Here is a 20,377-nt window from a genome sequence, read left to right as displayed (position 1 = left end):
CTCACATCCGCTCGAATCCGCGCGTCAGCTCCCAGTCGGTGACCGCCGCGTCGAAGGCGGCCAGCTCGACCCGGGCGTTGTTGGCGTAGTGCGCCACGACGTCCTCGCCGAAGGTCTCCCGGGCGACCTCCGAGCCCTCCCACAGCTCCAGCGCGTCGCGCAGGGTGTGCGGGACGGTGCCGGCGTCCGAGGCGTAGGCGTTGCCGGTGAACGCCTCCTCCAGCTCCAGCCCGTTCTCGATCCCGTACAGCCCCGCGGCGACCATCGCCGCGACCGCGAGGTAGGGGTTGACGTCGCCGCCGGGCACCCGGTTCTCGATCCGCAGCGACGGCCCGTGCCCGACCAGGCGCATCGCGCAGGTCCGGTTGTCCACGCCCCACTTGACCGCGGTGGGGGCGAAGCTGCCCGGCACGTACCGCTTGTAGGAGTTGACGTTCGGGGCGTGCAGCAGGGTCAGCTCGCGCAGGCAGGCGAGCTGCCCGGCGATGAAGCGGCGCCCGGTCTCGGAGAGCCCGTGCGGCCCGTCGCCGGCCATCACCGGCTCCCCGCCGGGGGTCCTGAGCGAGAGGTGGATGTGGCAGGAGTTGCCCTCCCGCTGGTTCGGCTTGGCCATGAAGGTGATCGACATGCCCTCCTGGGCGGCGATCTCCTTGGCCCCGTTCTTGTAGACGGAGTGGTTGTCGCAGCTCGTCAGGGCCTCGGCGAAGCGGAAGGCGATCTCGTGCTGGCCGAGGTTGCACTCGCCCTTGGCCGACTCGACGTACATCCCGGCGCCCTCCATGCCGAGCCGGATCCGGCGCAGCAGCGGCTCGACCCGGGCGGTGCCCAGCAGGGAGTAGTCGACGTTGTAGAGGTTGGCCGGGGTCAGGTCGCGGTAGCCCCTGCGCCAGGCCTCCTCGTAGGTGTCGTTGTAGACCACGAACTCCAGCTCGGTCCCGGCGCACGCCAGCCAGCCGCGCTCGGCCAGCCGGGCGAGCTGGCCGCGCAGGATCTGCCGGGGCGAGGCCGCCACGTCCGTGCCGTCCTCCCAGACCAGGTCGGCCATGAGCATGGCCGTGCCCTCCTGCCAGGGCACGCGGCGCAGGGTGGACAGGTCGGGACGCATCACGAAGTCCCCGTACCCGCGATCCCACGACGACATGGCGTAGCCGTCCACCGTGTTCATGTCCACGTCCACCGCGAGCAGGTAGCTGCAGCCCTCCGCGGCGTGCTCGGCCACCTCCTCCAGGAAGTAGCGCGCCGACAGGCGTTTGCCCTGCAACCGCCCCTGCATGTCGGCGACCGCCAGCAGCACCGTGTCGATCCGTCCCGCCGCCACCTCGTCGCGAAGCTCGCCGAGATCCACGCGCCCTCCTCGCCGGAGTCTTATTGGGCTAGTGTCAGACCATTGAGGTGCACCAGGGTTGGAGTTGTCAAGAGCCTCAAGGGGAGACAGTGGACGAGTCGGCACGACTGTCGGCCGTGCTGCGGCCGGTCCGGGCGGGCAACGCCTTCGAGGAGACCGTGGAGCGGCTGCTGCAGGCCATCAAGCTCGGGGTCGTCGCCGAGAAGCTGCCACCGGAGCGGGAGCTCGCCGTACGGCTCGGCATCAGCCGCGTCACCCTGCGCGAGGCGATCCGCGCGCTGCAGGAGGCGGGCTACCTGGAGGTGCGGCGCGGCAGGTACGGCGGGGCGTTCGTCACCTACGCCCCGCCCCCGCCCCGGAGCGGGGACCTGCGGCGGGCCGTGGCCGACATGGGCACCGGCGAGCTGGCCGACGCGCTCACCTTCCGGCTGGCCGTCGAGTGCGGCGCGGCCCAGGTGCTGGCCGCCGCCGCGCAGGCCGGGGAGCTGACCGGGGAGCGGCGGGAGACGCTCCGCCGCCGCCTGGCGGAGGCCAACTCCGCGGGCCCGGACGACTACCGCCGCCTGGACACCGCCTTCCACCTGTCCATCGCCGAGCTGACCGGCTCCTCCCTGCTCGCCGCCACCTGCGCCGACGCCCGGCTGCGGGTCACCGACCTGCTCAACGCCATCCCGGTGCTCCAGCGCAACATCGAGCACGCCGCCGTCCAGCACGAGGCGATCGTGACCGCGATCCTCGCCGGGGACCCGGACGCCGCCCGCCACGCGGTGGCCGAGCACCTGGAGGGCACCGCCGCGCTCCTGCGCGGCTTCCTCGCCTGACCTGATCGGAGGGCCGGCTCGCATAGGCTCGACGGGCATGGGGGACTGGTTCCGGCAACGCATCATGGACACAGGACGGCTGCCGCTGTTCTGCTTCTTCGTCGCGCTGATCCTCGCCTTCGTCTTCACCCGCATCAACGTCCGGCTCATCCGCGCGAAGGTCGGCTGGTTCCGCAACGTCAACGTCGGTGAGATGCACATCCACCACGTGGTGTTCGGCGTGGTGCTGAGCCTGCTCGGCGGCGTGGCCGGGCTGCTGGTCTCGGGCGTCTCCCAGGGCTGGTACGCCGTGACGGCCGCCGTCTTCGGCGTCGGGGCGGCCCTGATCCTCGACGAGTTCGCGCTGATCCTGCACCTGCACGACGTTTACTGGGAGGAGGAGGGCCGCACCTCGGTCGACGCGGTGTTCGTCGCGATCGCGGTCACCGGCCTGCTCCTGCTCGGCCTGCGCCCGCTGGGCTGGGAGGACCCCGACGGCACCCCGGAGGGCGCCTGGCTGGCGGCCGGGCTCATCGTGGTCAACCTCCTGCTCGCGGTCGTCACCCTGCTCAAGGGCAAGATCTGGACCGGCCTGGTCGGCCTGTTCGTCCCGATCCTGCTGGTCCCCGGCGCGCTCCGGCTGGCCCGCCCCGGCTCGCCCTGGGCCCACTGGTTCTTCGCCCCCGGGTCCCGCCGCCCCCGGCCCGGCCGGATGGCCCGCGCGATCCGCCGTGAGGAGCGCTGGCGCCGCCCGGTCATCCGCGCCAAGATCGCCTTCCAGGAGTTCGTGTCCGGCCGCCACGACCTCCCCTCCACCCGGCTGCGCACCCGCCGGTGACGGGCGGGCGAGCTGCCGGATCCGGCGACCGGAGGGCATACTGGAGTGCGTGAGCACACTCCTGTCCCGCTGGGAGGACGTGGGCCGGCGGGTCCCCGCCTCCCTCGCGGACCTGCGAGGCCCCGCGACGGGAAAGGTGGCACTCCCGCCTCACCTCGCCTGGTCCGGTCTGACCGAGTTCGACCTGGCCGACCGGCGGCTCCGGATGAGCCTGTACCGGACGGTCATCACCGGCGGGGGGCGTGCCGACGTCGAGCTGTACCTGAACGCGGACCTCCTGGTCGCCGACTGGCCGCTGCTCCGCAGAGGGCTCGGCCGGAGCTACCGGAAGGCCTGGGAGGACAAGATCTCCGCGCTGGGGACGTGATGGGATTCCCGCCGTTCCAGGAGCGGATCCTGCAGATCGCACTGCCCGCCTGCGACCGGTTCGGCCTGGTGCTGGCGGGAGGCCACGCCATGCGGATGCACGGTCTCACCGACCGGCCGAGCAGGGACCTCGACTTCGCGACGGCGGCCGAGACACCGCTGCCGGAGGTCGCGGACGGCATGGCCGAGACCTTCCGGAGAGCGGGGCTGGAGGTCACCCTGCACGCGGTGACGCCCCGCATGGGCCGCATGGTCGTCACCGACCCGGTGAACGGGCAGAGCTGCGAGTTCGACCTGATGCGGGAGGCCCTGCAGCACGGGCCCGTCCTCGTCGGGGACCTCTCCGTCATCGGACTGGAGGACGCGGTCGGGCTCAAGATGCGGGCCCTGCACGAGCGCAGCCTCGCCCGCGACGTCATCGACGTCGCCGCCGTCTCGGAGCTGTACGGCTTCCGCGAGCTGGAGCGCCTCGGCCGCCTGCACAACGAGGAGTTCTCCCTCGCCGAGCTGGTGATGCGGCTGGAGTTCGTCGACCTCATCGCCGACGAGGAGTTCGAGGCGTACGGCCTGGACGAGGAGCGGATCGGGGAGATCCGCCGGTTCGCCGCCGCCTGGGTCGAGGACGTCAAACTCCGCCGGGCCGAGGAGGGCGACGCCGAGTACGACTCCGACGTGCCCGAACTCGACTGAGGCCGGAACGGCCGGTGCCGCCGGCCCGGGGACGCCCGGAGACATGACCAGCAGTTTTTCGGGCAGATGACGGTTCATCCTGATGAAAGGGTAGGAACCGTGAGCCTCATGGAGAAACTCAACCTGCGTGAGCTGAAGGCCCGGGCGAAGCGCCGGATGGGCCACCGGACCGGCAACCGCCGCCTGGCCGCCGAGGGGCGGACCGAGGAGGCGGAGGCGAAGCTGCTCAGGACCCAGGACGAGATCCTGGACGCCGTGGCCGAGATGCGCCGCGAGTACGGCATCCGCCGCCGCACCCCCTGACCACTCCGGTCGCCCGCGGCCCTGAGCGGTCCTACGCGGACCCGGCGACGGGGTGCAGGGGCGCACTCCCGTAGCAGGTGACGGTGAGGTTGCCCCGGCCGTCCCGGCCGGTCTCGGCGTCGATCCCGAAGACGTCCCGCAGCCGCTCGGGGGTGAGCACGTCCCGGGGCGTGCCGGACGCGACGGGCGCGCCCCGCTCCATCAGGACCAGCCGGTCGCAGTACCTGGCGGCCAGGGAGAGGTCGTGCAGCGCGACGAGCACGGTCTGGTCCGTGCCGGCCAGCAGGTCCATCAGCTCGAAGCGGTGCCGCACGTCCAGGTGGTTGGTCGGCTCGTCCAGCAGGATGCACCGGGGCTGCTGCGCCAGGGCCCGCGCGATGTGGGCCCGCTGGCGCTCGCCGCCCGACAGCGTCTTCCAGTCCCTGTCCCTCAGGTGGGTGAGGCCCAGCCGGGCGAGCGCCGCCTCGACGACCGCGTGGTCGGTGCGGCTCGGCCCCCGCCACCGGTCCCGGAACGGCGTGCGCCCGAGGGAGACGACGTCGCCGAGCCGCAGGTCGCTCTCCGTCTCGGCGGCCTGCGCCACGAAGGCCGTGTGCCGGGCGATCCGGCGGGCGCTCCAGCCGCGGATGTCCTGCCCTTCGTAGCGGACCGCACCCGCCGACGGCGTCCTCATCCCCGCGACGCAGCGCAGCAGCGACGACTTGCCGGAGCCGTTGGGACCGAGCAGGCCGACCGTCTCGCCGGACCCGATCTCCAGGTCGACGCCCCTGACGATGTCCCTGCCCGCCGCGGCCCAGCGCAGATTCTCGATCGTGATCCTCACAGCTCACCCCGCCTGCGCAGGACCAGGAGGAACAGCGGGACGCCGGCCAGGGCGGTGAACACTCCGACGGGCACCTCCCGGGGCGCGAACGCGATCCGCGCCAGGGCGTCGGCCCAGACCAGGAAGATCCCGCCGGCCAGTGCCGTGAACGGCAGCAGGGTCCGGTGCAGCGGCCCGACCAGGAACCGCACGCCGTGCGGCACGATCAGGCCGACGAATCCGACGGCCCCCACCGACGCCACGGCCACCGAGGTCAGCAGGGCGGTGGCGATCAGCAGGACCAGCCGCGTCACCCGCACGTCGACCCCCAGGGACGTCGCGGTGTCGGCGCCGAAGGAGAACCCGTCGAGCGCAGTCGCGTGCAGCCAGACCGCCGCCAGTCCCACCGCGCCCGCGCCCAGGACGACCACGGTCACGGCGCCGGCCGACGCCCCGGAGGACACGCCCAGCAGGTAGGGGTCGGCGAGGGCGTTGCGGGTCACCGCCTGCAGTGCGGCCCCGCAGACGGCCAGGGCCGCCCCCACCAGGGCGGCCAGGAGCACCCGCGGCAGCCGCAGATCCCAGATGAGCGAGTCGAGCAGGGGCGGCAGCGGCTCGGCCGCCAGCCCCAGGCGCAGGCCCAGCGCCCGGGCGAGGTCGGAGTAGGTCACCGCGCTGCTGCCGATCCGCACCGAGACCGCCACGGACACGGCCAGGGCCGCGAGGCCGAGGAGGAACAGCGCCCCCGGCGCCCCGCCGGTCCGACGCGCGGGGCCGGTGGGCTCAGCGGGCATGGCCGAGCCGCTCCAGCCCGTCGGCGACCAGCCGCAGGGTGTTCACGGTCCGCACCGACGGGTCCAGCTCCACGCCCGGGACCTCGATGAAACGACCCTCCCGCACCGCCGTCAGCTTGGCGGCGAGCGGGTTCTCCCGCATCATCGCGATCTTCTCCTCGGCGGAGTCCCCGGGCCTGCCGCGCTCCGACAGGTCGCCGATCACGATGACGTCGGGGTCCCGCTCGGCGACCTCCTCCCATGACACCTCCGGCCACAGCTCGCCGACGTCGTCGAAGGCGTTCTCGGCCCCGAGGAGCCTGCTCATCGCGCTGGGCATGCCCCCGTCGCCGGCGACGTAGGGGACGCCGTTGAACATCGAGTACAACCAGACGATCGAGGGTTTCCCGGCCGCCTTCCTCCCGGCGTCCGCCGCCGCCTCGACCACGGCCCGCTGCTCCGCGACGAGCGCGGCGGCCCGGTCCTCGACCCCGAAGATCCGGCCCATGTTCTCGTAGTCCCGGAACAGCAGGTCGAACGGGGTCAGCCGGGCCTCGTTCGCGTCCGGGCAGTCCGCCGCGCTCACGTACGTCGGCAGCCCCGCCTTGTGAAGCTCCTGCCGGGTGCCGGCCCTGTCCCCGGTGAAGAGGGAGCCGAACGGGGAGACGGCCAGGTCGGGGGCCGCCGCCCGCAGCTGCTCGGAGGTGAGGATCTTGGGGTTGAGCACGGGGATCCTCTCGTAGGCGGCACGGCCGCGCGGCGGCACGCAGGAGCACCGCCCGGCCACCACGGCGCGGCCGCCGGAGGACTCCGGCCGGCGGCGGGTCCTGCGCGACCCGCGGTTCCTGCGGCTGTGGGCGGGTGCCACGGCCTCGGGCCTGGCGACCTGGGCGCTCCCGTTCGTCCTCGGGCTCGCGGTGCTCGACCGCACGCTCACCCCCGCGGGTCTCAGCCTGGTGCTCCCGGTGCACCCGTCCGTGGTGGCGGCCGCCTATCTCGCCGCCGGTCTGGGGATCGAGCTGTTCAACGTGCCGTGGTTCACCGCCACCCAGCGCGAGGTCGACCCCGCCCTCCTGGCCCGTGTCTCCTCACTCGACTTCCTGCTGTCCTACGGGCTCGCGCCGGTCGGGCTCGTGCTCATCGCCCCGGCGATGGACGCCTTCGGGCGACCGGCGGTGCTGGGCGTCTGCGCGCTGGTCTGCTTCCTGGCCCCCGCGGCGGCGGCCCTCGTCCCCGGCGCGCGGGGGTTCTCCCGGAGGCCGCCCCGCGACCCCGGCCCGGCCGGGTCCTCCGCTCCTTGAGCGTGCGGGCGGCCGGAAATAGTTTGTGATCCGGCGGAGGCGGATGTCCGGTCGGAGCGATCGGCTCCGACGTCTCCGATGAGAGGCGCCGCCAGGGGCGCCGGTGGAGAGGAGACGCCGTGAAGTACATGATCATGCTGTACGGCTCGCAGCGGGACTACGACGCCATGGCCGGCAGGCCCGCCGACCCGGCGGTCTGGTCCGCGGAGGACGTCGCGGCCATGCACGCGTTCATGGAGAAGTGGAACGGGGAGCTGGTCGAGTCCGGGGAGTTCGTCGACGCCCAGGGCCTGACCGCTCCCGTGCACGCCCGGAGGATCCGGCTGGAGAACGGGGTCCCCGTCGTGACCGACGGGCCGTACGCCGAGACCCAGGAGGTCCTGGCCGGCTACACGCTCGTCGAGTGCGAGAGCTTCGACCGGGCGACCGAGATCGCCGCCCGCCTGGCGGACACACCGCACCCGGAGTCCGCCGTCCTGACCCGCGAGTGGTACGTGGACGTGCGGCCGGTCGCCGGGGGCTACGACGAGCTGGAGGCGTAACCGCGCCGTGACCGACGACGCGACCGGCGGAAGCGCCGGCGGACTCGGGGACCTGCTGCGCCTGCTGGCGCCGCAGGTCCTCGGCGCGGTGGTGCGGCGCTACGGGCATTTCGCCACCGCCGAGGACGCGGTGCAGGAGGCCCTGCTCGCGGCCGCCGTACAGTGGCCGGAAGACGGGGTTCCGGACAACCCGCGGGGCTGGCTGGTCAGAGTCGCCTCACGCAGGCTGACCGATCTGCTCCGCGGTGAGCAGGCCCGCCGGAACCGCGAGGACACCGTCGCCCGGTGGAGGGCGCCCGGGCCGTGGCCGGAGCCCGCCGCGGGCAGGCCGGCGGCGGACTCCGACGACACGCTCATCCTGCTGTTCATGTGCTGCCACCCCTCGCTCTCGGCGGCCTCGCAGATCGCGCTCACCCTGCGGGCGGTGGGCGGCCTGACCACCGCGGAGATCGCCCGGGCGTTCCTCGTGCCGGAGTCGGCCATGACCCGGCGCATCAGCCGGGCCAAGCAGCGGATCAAGGACAGCGGCATCCCCTTCGGCATGCCCTCGGGGGCCGAGCGCGCGCAACGGCTCGGAGCGGTCCTCCACGTGCTGTACCTCGTCTTCAACGAGGGGTACGCCAGCACGTCGGGACCGGACCTGCAGCGCACCGAGCTGTCGGCCGAGGCGATCCGGCTCGCCCGCATGGTCCACCGGCTGCTGCCCGGCGACGGCGAGGCGGCGGGACTGCTGGCGCTCATGCTGCTGACCGACGCGCGCCGTCCGGCGCGCACCGGGCCGGACGGCGCGCCGATCCCGATGGCCGAGCAGGACCGGAGCCGCTGGGACGCCGGGCGCATCGCCGAGGGCGTGGCGCTCGTCACCGGTGTGCTCGGCCGCAGGGCGACCGGCCCGTACCAGCTCCAGGCGGCCATCGCCGCGCTCCACGACGAGGCGCCGAGTGCCGGGGAGACCGACTGGCCGCAGATCGCGGCGCTGTACGAGCTGCTGATGCGCATCTCGGGCAATCCCGTGGTGGCGCTGAACCACGCCGTCGCGGTGGCCATGGCCCGGGGCGCGCGCGAGGGCCTCGACCTGGTCGGCGGGCTCGAGTCCGACGGGCGGATCGCCGGGGACCACCGGCTGCACGCCGTCCGCGCGCACCTGCTGGAGATGTCCGGTGACCGGGCGGCGGCGCATGACTCCTATCTGGAGGCGGCCCGGCGGACGGGCAGCCTGCCTCAGCAGCGCTACCTCCACGCCAGGGCCGCCCGCCTCGCGGACGGCCGGTGAACTGACGCCCGCCTCGCGGACGGCCGGTGAGGCGGCGTTCTCCGCTCGGATCCGGTGGACTCCGGCTCATCGATAAATGAGCGGAAACCCGGGGAATTTAGCCTCAGACCCCCTAGACAGAACATCTGTCTGGAATGCATAGTCCGGAGACTGCAGGGGCGCGAGTGGACCGATCTTTTCAGAGGTGGGCGAATGACAAGCCTCGATTCAGCTACATCCGTCGTCCGGTCGGCGATCGCCGAGGTGCTCAGCGTGCCGAGCGATCAGGTGAAGCCCAGCGCCACCATCGCCGACCACCAGATCGACAGCCTCGAATGGGTGGAGATCGCCGTCATCATCGAGGAGAAACTGGGCATCCAGCTCGAACCTGCCGACTTCGCCGAGGCCCGGACCGTGGCGGACATGGCGGGGATCCTGCACACCGCCCTGGCGGCCCGGTGACACGCGAGCCGGTGACACGCGAGCCGGGGACGGCCGGGCCGGGAGCGGGCGGGCCCGCGACCGGACCGGCGGCGGCACGTGTGGTCGTCACCGGCCTCGGGGTCAAGAGCCCGGCGGGCAACACCGTCCACGAAGCCTTCACCGCCGTGCTCGCGGGAAAGTCGCTCGCCACCGCGATCCCCGGCCTCGCCGGGGGACCGGTGCCCATCGGCTGCCCGCTGGCCCCGTTCGAGCCGCTCGACTACTTCACCGGCCGGGAGCTGCGCACCCTCGACCGCACCGCGCAGATCGGGCTGGCCGCCGCGATCGACGCCGTCACCGACGCGGGGGACCCGCCCGCGGAGGGCTGCGGCGTCTACGTCGGCACCGGCGGCGGCGGGTTCGCCACGCTGGAGAACCTCATCGTGGGGCACACACTCGGCCGGGAGAAGGTGCCCGTGCACGCCGTGCCGGCGTTGATGTCCAGCTCCACGGCCGCGCGCATCGCCATCCGGTACGGCTACCGCGGCCCGTGCCTGACCTTCAACACCGCCTGCGCGAGCGGCGCCACGGCCATCGGCGAGGCGCTGCGCGCGATCCGCTCGGGCACGGTCGGCGCGGCCGTCGCCGGCGGGCTCGACGCGCTGCTCTCCCCGCTGGTCATGGAGGCGTTCGCCAAGGTCGGCGCGTTGTCGGAGCGGCTGGACGCGCCCGCCGAGGCCTCCCGGCCCTTCGACGGGGAACGCGACGGCTTCGTCATGGGCGAGGGCGCGGCCTTCCTCGTCCTGGAACGTGCCGACCTCGCCGAGGCGCGGGGCGCCCGCGTCTACGGCGAGGTGAGCGGCTACGCGGCCAACTGCGACGCCAACCACATCGTCGCGCCGCTCCGGGACGGCTCCGTCGCCGCCGGCTGCATGCGCGCCGCCCTGGACGACGCCGGCCTGGCCCCTGCGGAGATCGGCCACGTCAACGCGCACGGCACCTCCACCCCGCACAACGACGACGCCGAGGCGCTCGCCCTGCGGGACTGCTTCGGCGACCGCCCCGGGGGCCGCGCGGGAGACCGGCTCCGGGGCGGGACGCCGCCGGTGACCTCCACGAAGGGGGTGACGGGCCACCTGGTCGGCGGGGCGGGCGCCTTCGAGGCCGTCATGGCCCTGCTCTCGGCCCGCGAGGGCCTGGTCCCCCCGACCGCCAACTTCGCCTCGGGCCCCGCCGCCGACCTGATCGACCTCGTTCACGGCGCCCCGCGGCGGATCCCCGTGGCCCCCGCGCTCTCCAACTCCTTCGGCTTCGGCGGCAGCAACGCCTGCCTGGTCCTCACCCCGGCCTGACCCGCCGTACGGCTCCGCCACCTGGAGCGCCGGCCGCCGCACCCTCCCGCGAGCGGTCCGGCGCTCCTCGCCGTTCCGGCCGCCCGCCGCATCGCGCACCCCCGCCCCCGCGCCTTCCGCGCCTTCCTGCGCCTTCCCGGGATTCCCGGGCCTGCCGGACCTCCCCGCGCGGGCCGAGCCCTCGCCGGAGACGGCCCGCACCGCCCTCTGAGTCAACCTAGGTTGACACGAGATCGTCGTCAACTTATGTTGACAATAGCGACTTTGGTCTACGAACCCCGGCGAAACGCTCAGGGAGAAGGCATGCGCAGTAGACAGGAAGAAGAGCGACCGGGGGCCGGTCGCGTGCGTTCAGAGGGGATGGCAGTGACCGCACCCGAGTCCGGGACCGAGAGGGGAGCCGGCGGCGTGACCGAGTCCGGCGGTGGGACGGCGCCGGGAGGCACGACCGGCAGCGCGTCGACGGCGCCGTGGCGCCTGCTGCTCGGCCGTGTCCGGCCGCACCGGCGCGTGCTCCTGCTCGGCGGGGTGCTCAGCCTCGTCAGCTCGCTGGCCGGACTGGCGATGCCGCTCCTGGCCAAGCTGGTGGTGGACGCGTTCGGCCGGGAGCAGTCCCTGGCCGGGCCGGTGCTCGGCCTGACGGCCGCCGTGGTCGTCGGCGCGGCCGTCGGAGCGCTCGGCAGATACGTACTGGAGCGCATGGGCGAGGGCATCGTGTTCTCGGCCCGGCGGACCCTGGTGGAGCGCATGCTGCGATTGCGCGTCTCCGAGGTGGACCGCCTCAAGCCAGGTGACCTGCTCTCCCGGGTGACCTCCGACACCACCCTGCTGCGCGCGGTGTTCACCGACGGGATCGTCGAGTCGGTCGGCGCGGTCTTCATGCTGGTGGGCGCCGTGGTGATGATGGCCTTCATGGACGGGGTCCTGCTGCTCATCACGCTGGCGGTGCTCGTCCTGGTCGGCGGCCTCGTGGGCCTGGTCATGCCACGGATCCAGAAGGCGTCGGTCCAGGCGCAGGAGTCGGTGGGCGAGATGGGCGCGGTGCTCGACCGCGTGCTCCAGGCGTTCCGCACGGTCAAGGCCAGCGGAGCGGAGGACCGGGAGATCGCCGTGGTGGGCGCCGCGGCCCGCGAGGCGCGGGACCGCGGGATCGCCGTCGCCTGGTGGACCTCCATCGCGGGCATCTCCGCCTGGGTCGCCGCCCAGCTCGCCTTCGTGGCCGTGCTCGGCGTCGGCGGGGCGCGGGTCGCCTCCGGCGCGCTGGAGGTCTCCTCGCTGATCGCCTTCCTCCTCTACCTGTTCTACCTGGTCGCCCCGGTCGGCCAGCTGGTCCAGGGCGCCACCCAGGTGCAGAGCGGCCTGGCCGCGGTGAAGCGGATCCGCGAGATCGAGGACCTCCCCACGGAGGAGGCCGCCGGGGAGATCCCCGCGCCCGGCACGGCCCCCGCCGGGGTGACGTTCGAGTCCGTGGCCTTCCGCTACGGCGACGACCGGCCCGCCGTCCACCAGGACGTCTCCTTCACCGTTCCGGCCGGCGGCATGACCGCGCTCGTCGGCCCCTCGGGAGCGGGCAAGTCCACGGTGTTCGCGCTGCTGGAGCGGTTCTACGACCACCAGGAGGGGACGGTCGCGGTCGACGGCCGCGACATCAGGCGCTGGCCGCTGGCCGAACTGCGCGCCGCCCTCGGCTACGTCGAGCAGGACGCGCCCGTGCTGGACGGCTCGCTCAGGGAGAACCTCCTGTTCGCCGCGCCCGGCGTGGCCGAGGGCGAGCTGCGCAGGGTGCTCGCCCTGACCCGCCTGGAGGACCTCGTCGCCCGGCTCCCCGAGGGGCTGGACACCGAGGTCGGCCACCGCGGCATCCGGCTCTCCGGAGGCGAGCGCCAGCGGGTGGCCATCGCGCGGGCGCTGCTGCGCCGCCCCCGGCTGCTCCTGCTGGACGAGGCCACCTCCCAGCTCGACGCGGTCAACGAGCTCCGGCTCCGTGAGGTGATCGCCGAGGTGGCGCGGGAGACGACCGTGCTGGTGATCGCCCACCGGCTCTCCACGGTCACCGGCGCCGACCGGATCGTGGTGATGGAGGCCGGCCGGGTCAGGGCCGTCGGCACCCACGACGAGCTGCTCGCCGAGGACGACCTCTACCGCGAGCTCGCCGCCACCCAGTTCCTGATCTCCAGCTGAGGTCGGTCTCCACGGTCCCGGCCGCAGGCGCGATCAGCCCTCCGGCCGGGCGCCGTCCTCCCCGTACTCCCGTGCGGCGAGTGCCCGCCCCGCCGCGATGGCGCTCCGCACGCTGCCGGCGAGGGCGCTCTCGTCGGCGGCCGCGTGCTCGAAGAGGCTCGTCCCGCCGGGGCGGGCGAGCAGGTCGCGGTGCGCGTCGTCGCCGCCGGGCCGCCTCCGGGCGTGGAGCATCGCGTCCGCCTCCTGGACGAGGCGGGCGTACGTCTCCAGCTCGGCGACACGCTGGGTGACCGCCGCCACCGACCGCCGCAGCGCCTGCAGTCGGGGGTCGGGCACGGCCGCCGCCCCCCGGACGGCGGCCTGCTCGGCCCGCAGGACGGTGTGGGAGCGCAGGAGGCGGGCGATCTCCCACAGCCGGTGCGGGATCAGTACGTTGTCGGCGACGGCGTCCAGCAGCCCCTCCCGCCTGATCCGGGAGGACGCCACCGCATCGGCGGCCTGGAGGGCCCGGCCGAGCAAGGCGTGGGCCTCGCCGTCGAGATCACGGGGAACCACGTAGCGGTCGCGGTAGAGGCGGGTGAGGCGTCGCGGGGAATCGTGGTTCCACAGCAGGGGGACGGCCATCGCGAACACGGTCAGCATCGCGATGGCGAGCAGGCTGGTCGCGGGCCTGTCGAACAGCAGTTCCCGGAGCTCGCCGACCGCCATGGCGAGAGAGGCCGTCACGATGACGGTCAGGAATATCACCACGTGCTGCGCGGTCCGGCGGTCGGCGTAGCTGTGCCGGCCGCCCTGCGGAAGCCCTGCGAGCTGCCGGTTCCCGGCGATCCTGAGCCGGTCTTCGCGGGGGATGGAGGGATCGGTGATCGGCCAGTGATGTGCCCGGGAGTTCACGGTGAAGGTCGTCCTCCAGTGCTTCCGACACGGTCCGCACATCTTATTGATCACCGTGAGGCGTTTCCAGGGCGCGTACGGCGGTGGACAAGCCGACCGCCGACCGGGTGGGGCGGGCGGTCGGGCGCCGGCGCTCCGTAGACTCCCGGCAAATTTCCGGGCCGCCGGCGGGCTGGTTCGGGCAAGCGGGAGCACCGGCCCGGTTGGCCGTACCGGAAACCGGGAACTCCCCGCTCTGCGAAGCCTCTCCTTCGCGCCGGGGCGCCCGCCGGGCGCCCGCGGCTGATCGCCCGGCCCGTCCGTGCGGGGCGCGGCCGGGACCGCGACCGGAAGGCGGGCGTCCCGAGCGGTCCGCCGGGATGCCCGCCTGCGGGCCGGCCTGTGGTCTCCGGGTTGACCTGTGGCCTCCGAGTGACAAATATGAATACATTCATTCAGGTCGATGGGGAGGCTCAGGCATGACCGGCAGCCGGACCGTCCGCGCGCCGCGCGGCACCACGCTCACCGCCAAGGGGTGGCCGCAGGAGGCGGCGCTCCGCATGGTCCAGAACAATCTGGACCCCGAGGTGGCCGAGCACCCGGAGCAGCTCGTCGTCTACGGCGGCTCGGGCAAGGCGGCCCGCGACTGGCGCTCGTTCGACGCGATCACCCGCACGCTGACCACCCTGGAGGGCGACGAGACGCTGCTCGTGCAGTCCGGCCGCCCGGTCGGCGTCTTCCGCACGCACGAGTGGGCGCCCCGGGTGCTCATCGCCAACTCCAACCTGGTGCCCGACTGGGCGAACTGGGAGGAGTTCCGCCGCCTGGAGGCCGCGGGCCTGACCATGTACGGGCAGATGACCGCGGGCTCGTGGATCTACATCGGCACCCAGGGCATCCTGCAGGGCACCTACGAGACCTTCGCGGCCGTGGCCGCCAAGCGCTTCGGCGGCTCGCTGAGCGGCACGATCACGCTGACCGCGGGACTCGGCGGCATGGGCGGCGCCCAGCCGCTCGCCGTGACCATGAACGGCGGCGTGGCGATCTGCGTCGACTGCGACCCGCGCAGCATCGAGCGGCGCATCGAGCACCGCTACCTCGACGTGAAGGCCGCCGACCTCGACGAGGCGCTCCGCCTGGCCTACGAGGCGCGCGACCAGCGCCGCCCGCTGAGCATCGGCGTCGAGGCCAACGCCGCCGACGCCGTGCCGGAGCTGCTCCGCCGCGGCGCCGAGATCGACATCGTCACCGACCAGACCTCGGCCCACGACCCGCTGATGTACCTGCCGCTGGGGGTCGCCTTCGACGACATGGCCGCCGAGCGGGACAAGGACCCGGCGGGCTTCACCATGAAGGCGCGCGAGTCCATGGCCAGGCACGTGGAGGCGATGGTCGGCTTCGCCGACGCGGGCGCCGAGGTCTTCGACTACGGCAACTCGATCCGGGGCGAGGCGCAGCTCGCCGGCTACACCCGCGCGTTCGACTTCCCCGGCTTCGTGCCCGCCTACATCCGGCCGCTGTTCTGCGAGGGCAAGGGCCCGTTCCGCTGGGCCGCGCTCTCCGGCGACCCGGCGGACATCGCGAAGACCGACCGGGCCATCCTGGAGCTGTTCCCCGACAACGAGCCGCTCGCCCGGTGGATCCGGATGGCCGGGGAGAAGGTCCACTTCCAGGGCCTGCCCGCCCGCATCTGCTGGCTCGGGTACGGCGAGCGCCACCTGGCCGGCGAGCGGTTCAACGACATGGTCGCCTCCGGCGAGATCGCGGCCCCGCTGGTGATCGGCCGCGACCACCTCGACTGCGGTTCCGTGGCGAGCCCGTACCGCGAGACCGAGGCCATGCTCGACGGCTCCGACGCCATCGCCGACTGGCCGCTGCTGAACGCGATGCTCAACGTGGCCTCCGGCGCGGCGTGGGTCTCCATCCACCACGGCGGCGGCGTCGGCATCGGCCGCTCCATCCACGCCGGCCAGGTCACCGTCGCCGACGGCACCCGGCTGGGCGGGGAGAAGCTCACCCGGGTCCTCACCAACGACCCCGGCATGGGGGTGATCCGGCACGTCGACGCCGGTTACGACGAGGCCGTCGCGGTCGCCGGAGCCCGCGACGTCCGCATCCCGATGCGCGAGTCCTGAGCACGCCGCACGGAAGCCCGCGGACGCGCGTCCGCGGGCTTCCGCCCGCGCGCCCGGCCCGGAACGCTGAGGCCCGCCCGGCCCGGGATGCTGAGGCCCGCCCGGCCCGGGACGCGGAGAGCCGGGCCGTCCCGTCCCGGCGGGCGCCCGGAGCCGGCGTGAGACGGGAAGGCGATCACACCGGGCGCTTGGGTACCGTGAGGCCCTCTGAGGTGCCCGGGCCGGGAGCGACCGCGGGCGGCCGATCGGTTGGAGGGGACGTGGGCGGCGGACTCGACCGGCTTCTGGACGGTCACCGGCTCTCGCCGGTGCAGCGGCGTATCGCGCGCTACCTCGGCGACCACCTCGCCGAGGCGATCTTCCTGTCCAGCGTGGAGCTGGCCGAGCGCGCCGGGGTGAGCCAGCCCTCGGTGACCAGGTTCGCCATGGTGCTGGGCTTCGCCGGCTACCCCGAGCTCCGGCAGGCGCTGCGGCCCCTCGTCGTGGGCGGAGGCGCGGGCGGGGGCGGGGGCGCCGCCGGGCGGGAGGCGCCGCGCGCCAACGACCTGCAGACCGCGATCGACGTGGAGGTCGGCAACCTCCGCGCGGTCCGCGAGGGGCTGGCCGACCCGTCCTCCGTCACCGAGCTGGGCGCGGCGCTGGCGGCGTGCGAGCCGCTCCCGGTGCTGGGCCTGCGGGTCTCCAGCGGCCTGGCCACCACGTTCGCCTACTACGCCCGCCGGATCCACCCCGACGTGCGGCTGCTGGCCCACGGAGGCTCGGAACTGGCCGACGGCCTGCACGCCGCGCGCCGGGCGGGGGCGGGCTGGCTGCTCGCGGTGGTCCTGCCCCGCTACCCGGCCGAGGCCGTACAGGCCCTGAAGAGCGCCCGGGAGCTGGGCCTGCGCACCGCGGTGATCACCGACCGGGAGGACGTGCCGTTCGCCGCGGACGTGGTCCTGGCCGCCCCGGTCGGCGAGCGGCTGGTGTTCGACTCGCACGCGGCCCCGCTCGCCCTGGCCATGGTGCTGGTGGAGGCCATGGCGGACGCGGCGCCGCTGCGCACCCAGGCCCGGCTGGAGGAGTACGAGCGCATGACCGACCGGGCCGGGACCTTCATCGCCTGACCGGCGCCGGCATCACCGGACGTCCCGCCGGCTAGCCCGCCAGCTTCCGCAGCGAGCGGACCGACCACGTCAGGGTGAGCACGCCCAGCACCAGGAAGAGGCCGAAGGCGATCGGAACGGTGCTGTGGGTGAAGTCGTCCACGAACATGGCCCGGCCCGCCTCGACCGCGTAGTAGAGCGGGTTGAACTTCGCCACGGTCTGCATCCACTCGGGGGCCACCGACATCGGCAGCATCAGGCCGGAGAGCAGCATCAGCGGGAGCAGGAAGAACTGCACGATCTGCGACATGCCGTTCTCGTCGCGCACCGCCAGGGCCAGGCCGTAGGAGAGGTTGGCGGAGAACAGGCCGGTCACGGCCATGAGCAGCAGCATGAGGCCCATGGCGGCCAGGCTGATCCGCAGCCCCATCAGCGCGGCCACGCCGAGCACCAGGACCGACTGCAGGACCAGCATGGCCATGTCCTTGACGACCCGGCCGAGGATGATGGCGGGCCGCCAGGCCTGGCTGACCGCGAGTCGCTCCAGCACCCCGTTCCGGGTCTCGTTGATCATTCCGAAGCCGGCGAACATCGAGCCGAAAAGGGCGATCATCACCAGCGCGGCCGGGGTGAACATGACCAGTGCCTCCGCCAGCGTCCCGTTCGGGGCGATGCTGGTCAGCAGCGGGGCGAAGAGCAGCAGGTAGAGGACCGGCTGCATGATGCCGATGATCGGCCAGGCCAGGTTGCGGCGGAGGACGCCGAACTCGTAGCCGGCGAACAACATGGTGTGTCGAAGCATGGGGGAACTCCTCGTGCGGGTGGGGGATCAGGCGGCGTCGCGCAGGGAGCGGCCGGTGTGCTTGAGGAAGACGTCGTCGAGCGTGGCCCGGTCGAGGGAGATGGACCGGATGGCCAGGTCCTCCGCCTCCAGGGCGCGCAGCAGCGCGGGCAGGTTGTGCTCGCCGTCGTCGAGGTAGGCGCGCAGGGACTCGCCCTCGGTCTGGGTCTCGGTGATGTACGGCTGCGCGGCCAGGAGCTTCCGCGCGCCCTCCAGGTCGTCGAGGCGGAGCGTGACGACGTCGCCGGAGACCTCCTTCTTGAGCTTCTCCGGGGTGCCCTCGGCGACGATCTTCCCGTGGTCCACGATGACCAGCCGGTCGCAGAGCGCGTCGGCCTCGTCCAGGTAGTGGGTGGTCAGCAGCACGCTGGTGCCCTGGTCGCGCAGGGTGCGGATCTCGTCCCAGAGGTTGGCGCGGTTCTGCGGGTCGAGGCCGGTGGTGGGTTCGTCCAGGAAGACCAGGGGCGGCCGGTTCACCAGTCCGATGGCCAGGGAGAAGCGCCGCTTCTGGCCGCCGGAGAGGGTCTTCACCGGGCGGTTGGCGATCTCGGTCAGGCTGAAGGTGGCGAACAGCTCCTCGGCGCGGGCGAGGGCCTGCTTGCGGGAGAGACCGGCGATCCGCCCGGCCAGGACCAGGCTCTCCAGGCCCGGGGCGTTCTCGTCGACGCCGCCGTTCTGGCCGACGTAGCCGATCCTCTCCCGGACCATGGCGGCCTCCTTCACCACGTCGAACCCGGCCACCCTGGCCGTGCCCGAGGTGGGGGCGGTGAAGGTCGCGAGCATCCGGACCGTGGTGGTCTTGCCCGCGCCGTTCGGCCCGAGGCAGGCGAAGATCTCGCCCTCGTCCACGGCCAGGTCGATGCCCCGGACGGCCTCGACCTCCTCCGTCTTGCCCCGCCCCCGTTTGGCGACGAAGGTCTTGCGCAGGTCGTGAGCTTCGATGATCATGGCTTCTCCGTGTGTCGGGGATGTCGAGCATGGACCCTCCCCTTATGAGAAGGGCAAGTGGTTTTCCGCCGGATCCCGGATCTCCGCAGTGGCGGGACCTCCACCCGGGCGGACGCGGAGGGTGAAGGGGCCGGGCGTCAGGGCAGTTCGCCCTTCCTCACCCTCCCCACGGCCTCCTCCACCCAGGTGAGCTGCGCCCGGAGCTGGAGGATGTTGAGCCGCAGGCACTCGTCGATGTGCGGGGGAGCGCCGTAGGCCTGCTTGCCGCCCATCGCGCGGGTGACCATCTCGACCGAGAACCGCAGTTGCGCCGCCCGCGCCTCCATGGCGGAGGTCAGCTCGGCCTGCGAGAGCCGGTCCATGAAGGTCAGCGCCACCTGGAACGGGTCGACGATCGGCTTGATCTCCCACCAGTGGCCGAGCAGCCCCCGCATGAACTCGGCCCGGCCGATGTCGGTGAGCCCGTAGACGGTCTTGCCGCCCTTGCCCTCCTCCACCCGGTCCAGCAGGCCCTCGTCGGCCATCTTGCCCAGGCCGTGGTAGATCGAGCCGTAGGCGAGGTTCGCCCAGTGGTGGGTGCCCATGAGCTCGAGGCGGCGCCGTACCTCGTATCCGTGCAGCGGGCCGTCGAGCAGGACGCCGAGGATCAGGATCCGCGTGGAGGACATATGCAAGTTTGTACTCAAATTTGTATATGTCGTCAATATCAAAATGTGGATACGGGGTGTCCGGACGGTCGGGCGGGGCGGGGCAATAGGGTGGGCGTCATGTCAGCACGTCCTGTCGCACTGGTCACCGGAGCCTCCCGGGGGATCGGGGCCGCCGTCGCGCGCGCCCTGGCGTCCACCCACGACCTGCTGCTCGGAGGCAGGGACTCCGGCGCGCTGGAAGAGCTCTGCGCCGGACTGCCGGGCGCGCGGCCCTGGCCGGTGGAGCTGACCGCCGTCACGGAGGCCGACGTCGCCGGGATCGACCGGCTCGACGTGCTGGTGCACAGTGCGGGCGTGGTGACCCTGGGCCGGATCGAGCAGACCCCGGCCGAGGTGTGGCGGCGCACGATGGAGGTCAACGTGGTCGCGGCGGCCGAGCTGACCCGGCTGCTGCTGCCCGCCCTGCGTGCCGCCGGCGGCCACGTCGTGCTGGTCAACTCGGGCGCCGGGCAGCGGGCCAATCCCGGCTGGGTCTCCTACGCGGCCAGCAAGTTCGCGCTGCGCGCCCTCGCCGACGGGCTCCGGCTGGAGGAGCCGGGCCTGCGGGTGACCACGGTCTACCCCGGGCGGGTGGACACCGACATGCAGCGCGGTGTCCGCGAGCAGGAGAACGGCGCCTACGAGGCGGAGAAGTACCTGAACCCGGACTCGGTGGCCCGGGCCGTGCTGGCCGCGGTGACCGCCTCCCCGGACGCCCACGTCACCGAGATCACCGTCCGGCCGTCCGCGGGTCCCGTCAGCTGAGGACGCCGGAGCCGGCCGCACCGGCCCCGCCGCAGGCCCGCCGGGCCGCCCGTGAGAGGAACGGCCGGATCGT

The 20,377-nt window shown here is 73.3% G+C and carries 21 protein-coding genes and 1 pseudogene; 14 read left to right on the top strand and 8 right to left on the bottom strand.

The window, feature by feature from the left end; translation table 11 throughout:
* Nucleotide 1 precedes the first annotated feature (1 nt).
* Complete coding sequence (locus FHS22_RS25425; RefSeq protein ID WP_338047939.1) at nucleotides 2-1,345, bottom strand: glutamine synthetase family protein; 1,344 nt, start codon at nucleotides 1,343-1,345, stop codon at nucleotides 2-4.
* 89 nt (nucleotides 1,346-1,434) lie between these two features.
* Between FHS22_RS25425 and FHS22_RS25420 the strand changes: the two genes are divergently transcribed.
* The 5 genes from FHS22_RS25420 (at nucleotide 1,435) to FHS22_RS25400 (ending at nucleotide 4,342) form a co-directional block, all read left to right on the top strand.
* The gene (locus tag FHS22_RS25420; RefSeq protein ID WP_184945567.1) at nucleotides 1,435-2,166 is read left to right on the top strand and encodes a FadR/GntR family transcriptional regulator; all 732 of its coding nucleotides are present in this window, start codon (nucleotides 1,435-1,437) and stop codon (nucleotides 2,164-2,166) included.
* Nucleotides 2,167-2,203: 37 nt separating this feature from the next.
* The gene (locus FHS22_RS25415; protein ID WP_184945566.1) at nucleotides 2,204-2,983 is read left to right on the top strand and encodes a hypothetical protein; all 780 of its coding nucleotides are present in this window, start codon (nucleotides 2,204-2,206) and stop codon (nucleotides 2,981-2,983) included.
* Between the two features lie 49 nt (nucleotides 2,984-3,032).
* Entirely contained in the window at nucleotides 3,033-3,350 is a 318-nt protein-coding gene (locus FHS22_RS25410; RefSeq protein WP_184945564.1) for a hypothetical protein, read from the top strand.
* On the top strand, nucleotides 3,350-4,039 hold the full coding sequence (locus tag FHS22_RS25405; protein ID WP_184945614.1) for a nucleotidyl transferase AbiEii/AbiGii toxin family protein: 690 nt from the start codon (nucleotides 3,350-3,352) through the stop codon (nucleotides 4,037-4,039). The genes FHS22_RS25410 and FHS22_RS25405 overlap by 1 nt, the downstream gene beginning before the upstream one ends.
* A gap of 108 nt (nucleotides 4,040-4,147) precedes the next feature.
* A complete protein-coding gene (locus FHS22_RS25400) occupies nucleotides 4,148-4,342 on the top strand; it encodes a CsbD family protein (RefSeq protein WP_184945562.1) in 195 nt (64 codons plus the stop codon).
* A gap of 31 nt (nucleotides 4,343-4,373) precedes the next feature.
* Here FHS22_RS25400 and FHS22_RS25395 read toward each other — a convergent pair whose 3' ends face one another.
* Genes FHS22_RS25395 through FHS22_RS25385 form a run of 3 tightly spaced genes read right to left on the bottom strand, consistent with a single transcriptional unit; the run spans nucleotide 4,374 to nucleotide 6,848 of the window.
* Complete coding sequence (locus FHS22_RS25395) at nucleotides 4,374-5,165, bottom strand: ABC transporter ATP-binding protein (RefSeq protein ID WP_184945560.1); 792 nt, start codon at nucleotides 5,163-5,165, stop codon at nucleotides 4,374-4,376.
* Entirely contained in the window at nucleotides 5,162-5,938 is a 777-nt protein-coding gene (locus FHS22_RS25390) for a FecCD family ABC transporter permease (RefSeq protein ID WP_184945558.1), read from the bottom strand. The genes FHS22_RS25395 and FHS22_RS25390 overlap by 4 nt, the downstream gene beginning before the upstream one ends.
* The gene (locus FHS22_RS25385; protein WP_221474076.1) at nucleotides 5,928-6,848 is read right to left on the bottom strand and encodes an ABC transporter substrate-binding protein; all 921 of its coding nucleotides are present in this window, start codon (nucleotides 6,846-6,848) and stop codon (nucleotides 5,928-5,930) included. The genes FHS22_RS25390 and FHS22_RS25385 overlap by 11 nt, the downstream gene beginning before the upstream one ends.
* 10 nt (nucleotides 6,849-6,858) lie before the next feature.
* Between FHS22_RS25385 and FHS22_RS25380 the strand changes: the two are divergent.
* From FHS22_RS25380 to FHS22_RS25355, 6 genes and pseudogenes are all read left to right on the top strand, one after another.
* Nucleotides 6,859-7,218: pseudogene (locus FHS22_RS25380) on the top strand (MFS transporter); the annotation flags it as partial.
* A gap of 128 nt (nucleotides 7,219-7,346) precedes the next feature.
* Complete coding sequence (locus FHS22_RS25375; protein ID WP_221474103.1) at nucleotides 7,347-7,760, top strand: YciI family protein; 414 nt, start codon at nucleotides 7,347-7,349, stop codon at nucleotides 7,758-7,760.
* 7 nt (nucleotides 7,761-7,767) lie between these two features.
* The gene (locus tag FHS22_RS25370; RefSeq protein ID WP_184945555.1) at nucleotides 7,768-9,033 is read left to right on the top strand and encodes an RNA polymerase sigma factor; all 1,266 of its coding nucleotides are present in this window, start codon (nucleotides 7,768-7,770) and stop codon (nucleotides 9,031-9,033) included.
* Between the two features lie 192 nt (nucleotides 9,034-9,225).
* A complete protein-coding gene (locus FHS22_RS38380; protein WP_184945553.1) occupies nucleotides 9,226-9,474 on the top strand; it encodes an acyl carrier protein in 249 nt (82 codons plus the stop codon).
* Between the two features lie 11 nt (nucleotides 9,475-9,485).
* Complete coding sequence (locus FHS22_RS39355; protein ID WP_184945551.1) at nucleotides 9,486-10,787, top strand: beta-ketoacyl synthase N-terminal-like domain-containing protein; 1,302 nt, start codon at nucleotides 9,486-9,488, stop codon at nucleotides 10,785-10,787.
* Between the two features lie 408 nt (nucleotides 10,788-11,195).
* The gene (locus FHS22_RS25355; protein WP_338047938.1) at nucleotides 11,196-12,968 is read left to right on the top strand and encodes an ABC transporter ATP-binding protein; all 1,773 of its coding nucleotides are present in this window, start codon (nucleotides 11,196-11,198) and stop codon (nucleotides 12,966-12,968) included.
* Between the two features lie 33 nt (nucleotides 12,969-13,001).
* On the opposite strand, the gene FHS22_RS25350 is transcribed toward FHS22_RS25355, so the two are convergent.
* Nucleotides 13,002-13,862: a hypothetical protein gene (locus FHS22_RS25350; RefSeq protein ID WP_184945547.1), complete on the bottom strand. Its 861-nt coding sequence runs from the start codon at nucleotides 13,860-13,862 to the stop codon at nucleotides 13,002-13,004.
* 458 nt (nucleotides 13,863-14,320) lie between these two features.
* Here FHS22_RS25350 and hutU point away from each other — a divergent pair, with 458 nt between their 5' ends.
* Both hutU and FHS22_RS25340 read left to right on the top strand, forming a co-directional pair.
* Nucleotides 14,321-15,976 carry a urocanate hydratase gene (hutU, locus tag FHS22_RS25345; protein WP_184945545.1) on the top strand — a complete coding sequence of 552 codons (1,656 nt, stop codon included), beginning with the start codon at nucleotides 14,321-14,323 and terminating at the stop codon, nucleotides 15,974-15,976.
* A 260-nt stretch (nucleotides 15,977-16,236) separates the two neighbouring features.
* A complete protein-coding gene (locus FHS22_RS25340; protein ID WP_338047937.1) occupies nucleotides 16,237-17,082 on the top strand; it encodes a MurR/RpiR family transcriptional regulator in 846 nt (281 codons plus the stop codon).
* Nucleotides 17,083-17,113: 31 nt separating this feature from the next.
* Here the strand turns inward: FHS22_RS25340 and FHS22_RS25335 are convergent, their stop codons facing one another.
* The 3 genes from FHS22_RS25335 to FHS22_RS25325 all read right to left on the bottom strand — a co-directional run bounded on the left by FHS22_RS25335 (nucleotide 17,114) and on the right by FHS22_RS25325 (nucleotide 19,518).
* Nucleotides 17,114-17,863 (bottom strand): ABC transporter permease, encoded by a 750-nt coding sequence (locus FHS22_RS25335; protein ID WP_184945543.1) that lies wholly within the window; start codon nucleotides 17,861-17,863, stop codon nucleotides 17,114-17,116.
* 27 nt (nucleotides 17,864-17,890) lie between these two features.
* Nucleotides 17,891-18,850, bottom strand: coding sequence for an ATP-binding cassette domain-containing protein (locus FHS22_RS25330; protein WP_184945542.1), 960 nt, complete (start codon nucleotides 18,848-18,850; stop codon nucleotides 17,891-17,893).
* A gap of 137 nt (nucleotides 18,851-18,987) precedes the next feature.
* A complete protein-coding gene (locus FHS22_RS25325) occupies nucleotides 18,988-19,518 on the bottom strand; it encodes a PadR family transcriptional regulator (RefSeq protein ID WP_184945540.1) in 531 nt (176 codons plus the stop codon).
* A gap of 99 nt (nucleotides 19,519-19,617) precedes the next feature.
* On the opposite strand from FHS22_RS25325, the gene FHS22_RS25320 reads away from it, so the two are divergent.
* A complete protein-coding gene (locus FHS22_RS25320) occupies nucleotides 19,618-20,304 on the top strand; it encodes an SDR family oxidoreductase (RefSeq protein ID WP_184945538.1) in 687 nt (228 codons plus the stop codon).
* Nucleotides 20,305-20,377: the final 73 nt, after the last annotated feature.

Source organism: Thiemannella venezuelensis (assembly GCF_014203605.1).
In the GTDB taxonomy this organism is placed as follows: domain Bacteria; phylum Actinomycetota; class Actinomycetes; order Streptosporangiales; family Streptosporangiaceae; genus Planomonospora_A; species Planomonospora_A venezuelensis.
The sequence above is the reverse complement of the archived record's forward strand: the minus strand, read 5'-3'. Positions and strand labels throughout refer to the sequence as shown.